The 4,183-nt window shown below is 41.9% G+C and carries 4 protein-coding genes; all 4 read left to right on the top strand.

What is annotated here, in order from left to right:
* Window positions 1-230 precede the first annotated feature (230 nt).
* The 4 genes from KCG48_RS14275 to KCG48_RS14290 all read left to right on the top strand — a co-directional run bounded on the left by KCG48_RS14275 (window position 231) and on the right by KCG48_RS14290 (window position 3,987).
* Complete coding sequence (locus KCG48_RS14275) at window positions 231-1,475, top strand: site-specific integrase (RefSeq protein ID WP_211802851.1); 1,245 nt, start codon at window positions 231-233, stop codon at window positions 1,473-1,475.
* Entirely contained in the window at window positions 1,472-2,446 is a 975-nt protein-coding gene (locus tag KCG48_RS14280; protein WP_211802852.1) for a tyrosine-type recombinase/integrase, read from the top strand. The genes KCG48_RS14275 and KCG48_RS14280 overlap by 4 nt, the downstream gene beginning before the upstream one ends.
* The gene (locus KCG48_RS14285) at window positions 2,433-3,455 is read left to right on the top strand and encodes a tyrosine-type recombinase/integrase (protein WP_211802853.1); all 1,023 of its coding nucleotides are present in this window, start codon (window positions 2,433-2,435) and stop codon (window positions 3,453-3,455) included. Before KCG48_RS14280 ends, KCG48_RS14285 begins: the two co-directional genes overlap by 14 nt.
* Before the next feature lie 130 nt (window positions 3,456-3,585).
* A complete protein-coding gene (locus KCG48_RS14290) occupies window positions 3,586-3,987 on the top strand; it encodes an ATP-binding protein (protein WP_331000409.1) in 402 nt (133 codons plus the stop codon).
* Window positions 3,988-4,183 lie beyond the last annotated feature (196 nt).

Here is a 4,183-nt window from a genome sequence, read left to right on the forward strand (position 1 = left end):
AAACTGGATAAACCCCTGATCACCCGCTTGACGGCCTGCAACTATATTGTGGATAACCGAAATGTGATCATTATGGGTGCTTCTGGAAGTGGGAATTATGCAATGTTTTTTATTATGTGAAGTGGAAGTGAAAAAACATTGAATATTAAGGGCTTTTTTACTATTACTTTGCATAATCCTGTAGATTATTATTGGGTGTTACTCATTAAATCTATAGGAGGATGTTGTTCATGAATTCACTACTAACCCTGGAAGAATTGATCAATACAGTTCTTCAGAAGATGGATGAAATGGATTATAGTAAGCAGACAATCTTGAACTATAGACGCTTTTATAGACGTTTTCTTGAGTATGCAAACAGTCGCGAAGAATTGTATTTTACTGAAGAATTAGGCAGTCAGTACCTTAATGTTAAGTATGGATGTACTCACGATACAATACACGAGAGTTCTCCGACAAAAAGAATTAGCATGCAAGTACGATACATTCGTGTTTTAGGGGATTACCAAATTCATGGCATTATTCTGCGTAGAAAGTTAGGGCCGACAGCAACATCGGAATGTCCAGTATTGTTCAAATCAGCATTTGAAGGCTACTTGATCGAATGCAGGAATCAAAATTTTTCTGAGCAGGGTACCTATAGCAAAAGTAATAGAATACGGCACTTTGTTTTTTACATGGATGAATATGGAATAGACTCCTACGAAGGGATATCTGCCATAATGTTATCCGATTATGTTAAGACATTTATAAATTATTCCAGCAAAGCGATCGCAGCTAATCTTGTTGCAGTGCGTTGTTTTTTAAGGTATCTCTATCTAAACGGATATACTCATGAGAATCTTGTGGAATCAGTTCCACGGATAAAGAATTATTATGCACCAGCAATGCCAATAACATGGAAACCAGAGGAGTTGAAGAAGGTACTTTCGAGTGTTGACAGAGGTAACCCTACCGGAAAAAGAGACTATGCAATTCTTTTGATGGTTGCAAGATATGGTCTACGCTGTTCTGATATCAAAAATCTCAAACTTGAAAATCTTCAGTGGGTTAACAGCACCATTCAGTTTCAACAACACAAGACAGGGCGTTTCATCTTACTTCCTATGCTTGGTGATGTAGGTTGGGCATTGATTGACTACTTGAAAAATGGTCGTCCCAAAACAATTTCAGAATATGTTTTTGTAAGACACAGCGCGCCATTCATGGAATTTGCTCCAAATTCAGCAATGAACAGGATACTCGTAAAATACATAAGAGATTCTGGAATTTCTATTACACGTGAAACTCCTCACGGGATGCATTCTTTGAGACATACCCTTGCAAGCACTCTGCTTGCAGAAAATATCCCACTTCCGGTTATTTCGGAAATACTAGGGCACGTGAGCATGAAATCAACCGATGTCTACCTGCATATCGATCATGACCGTTTAAGAGAATGTGCACTGAACCCTGAGGAGGTGTTTAACGAATGACCTCTTCAAAAACCTTGCAAGATCTTGTGGCCGATTATATTGCAGAGAAGCGAGCGCTTGGATACAAATACGACAAACCCGGGTTGACTCTTAATCGATTCGCAAAACTGGCTGAACAGAAAGATTATACACAACCACAACTTTGCCGCGAATTGGTTGAAATGTGGTGTGAAAAAACTGCATATGAATCAGAGTCCAACCATCAATGTCGAATCGGGATCGTCCGTGGATTGGCCCAATACATGGATCGATTAGGATTTCCAGCTTATATCTATATGAAAAAAGGAACTGTCTCGCATGAACGCTCCTTTAAACCATATATCTTCAGCAATACGGAACTGGCAAAAATTTTCAGTGCAACAGATGAAGTCCTCAATACAAAATCGTACCCATTTAGGAGCGAACAAATAAAACTTATCCTGAAAACACTCTACAGTACAGGGATGAGAAGCAGTGAATTAAGAAATCTGAAAAAAGATGATGTAGATCTTGTTTACGGGATACTGCACATATACGGAACAAAGTTCAACAAGGAGCGCTTCATTCCACTTGACGAGGTGTTACTGCAACAGCTAAGGACCTATTCTCAACAAATGTGTTGCTATGAGGTCTGGAAAGATGCACAATATTTCTTTGTTAACAGCTTCGGGCGACAACATAAAGACGTCTATCATCCATACCGGGAGGTATTGAACTTGGCCGGCATATCTCATGGTGGACGGGGCAAAGGTCCGAGAATCCACGACTTTAGGCATACATTTGCTGTACATTGCCTAAGAAACTGGGTGCGCGCTGGAAAGGATCTTACTGTTGCACTTCCCTATCTTTCATCGTATATGGGGCACACAGGAATCAGAAGTAGTCAGTATTACTTGAGATTAACTGCAGAGTTATACCCCGATATCGTGGAGACTTTAGATAGTGTGTATGGTTGGATGATTCCGGAGGTGTCACCTTATGATTTCGACTGATTTCTCTAGATATCTGACAAAGTTTCTTGGATCATATCTTTCTGGACAACGCAATGTAAGCCCAAATACAATCAAATCCTATAGTGATACCTTCAGGCTCTTTCTTCAATATTGTCAGAATGTCGTAGGGATCACTCCTGAGAAGTTGACCATGAAATTGTTTAGCTCAAGTTTGATCAAAGGATATCTTGATTGGCTCGAAAGTGAAAGAAAATATGCAATCTCATCTCGTAACCAGCGCTTAGCTTGTATCCATGCATTTGTACGATTTGTGCAGACAGAAGTACCCGAAACTCTCTTCGAATTGCAGAGGATACTTGGAATACCGTTAAAAAAAGCCGCACATGCAAGCATTAGCTATTTAACAGCAGATTCAATGTCCGCTTTACTCAAAGCGCCGGATACAACTACTAAACAAGGACGACGAGATTTAATGATATTGACACTCCTCTATGATAGTGGTGCAAGGGTTCAGGAACTAATCGACCTTTCTGTCTGTGATGTCAGAACCGATAAGCCGGCAACCATTACTCTCCATGGCAAAGGAAGGAAAGTCCGCACAGTACCATTGATGAGCCATACTACCGACATGCTCATAGGATATCTGAAGGAACAGAACCTTTTCGAAAGAAGTGAGAAAAGAAACCTTCCGGTTTTTACCAATAGTCGGAAAGAGCGCCTTTCAAGAGTTGGAATAGCCTATATACTGGACAAGTATTTTGCTCTCGCAAAAGCTAATTCAGAGAATGTTTTTCCTGATAGAATCAGTCCGCACGTATTAAGGCATAGTAAAGCAATGCATATGCTACAATCGAATATTAATCTCATCTACATCAGAGACTTCTTGGGTCACGTTAGCGTGACCACCACTGAAATCTATGCCAAAGCAGACGTTGAAGTAAAACGCAATGCATTGGAATCTGCATACGTAAAAGCGGAAATTCCTGAACAATCTGAATGGATTGATGACAAAAGCCTCATGGAATGGCTTAAAAATCTCTGCAAGTGATGATGCCTGTTATGTAATGTTATGGGTTGGAGAGACTAGAATTCTCAAGCTTGCCAGCCCATAACTTTGCATAGTAAAAAACATTGCATAATTTCCCTTATCGAAAGATTTTCATAATGGGAAAACCTATATCTCTAATGCCCTCGGGGTCCATGCCTGCCAATCGGGTTACCGAACCCGTTATGTCCGCCTTCTCGATCTCTTTAGCGAAATTGAAGTGGCACGGATCCAAGGCAAGTACAAGGAACTGATGAAGCAGTATCAAAAGTATGCGCTGATGATCCTGGATAAGTTCCTTCTTCTTCCCACCTCCGAAAGTGAGCAGCGCGATTTGCTTGAACTGATGGAGGTCCGATGTGGAAAATCTTCCACCATCCTCTGCTCCCAGTTTATCCCAGAAGGCTGGCACGACCGGTTAGGCGGGAGTGCCCTAGCCGATTCGATTCTCGATCGGATTATCCCCTCCGCCTATACCATGATCATTGACGGAGATGTTTCGATGAGGAAGCGCAAGCGGCTGATTCAGGATTAGGTTCAAGAGTCTGGGGAGCCACCTAGCGGTGGCTCCCTACGCCGGACCGGTGGCCTCCGCCACCGGAATGACTGGCTCAAACTTTGCGGATTAGGTGGCTCTCATGAATCGGTATAATCAGCCCAGTGGAGAAAGCGAGCGCCGTCCCACAACAGATAGGATTGATGCTTTTCTGGCATGTGCTCCGGCGTGGTAC

It is taken from the genome of Proteiniclasticum sediminis, assembly GCF_018128025.1.
In the GTDB taxonomy this organism is placed as follows: Bacteria; Bacillota; Clostridia; order Clostridiales; family Clostridiaceae; genus Proteiniclasticum; species Proteiniclasticum sediminis.

Excerpts from the sequence above, each read along its gene's own strand:
- KCG48_RS14285 (WP_211802853.1), top strand. The coding sequence starts at position 2,433 with ATGATTTCGACTGATTTCTCTAGATATCTGACAAAGTTTCTTGGATCA.
- KCG48_RS14280 (WP_211802852.1), top strand. The coding sequence starts at position 1,472 with ATGACCTCTTCAAAAACCTTGCAAGATCTTGTGGCCGATTATATTGCA.
- KCG48_RS14275 (WP_211802851.1), top strand. The coding sequence starts at position 231 with ATGAATTCACTACTAACCCTGGAAGAATTGATCAATACAGTTCTTCAG.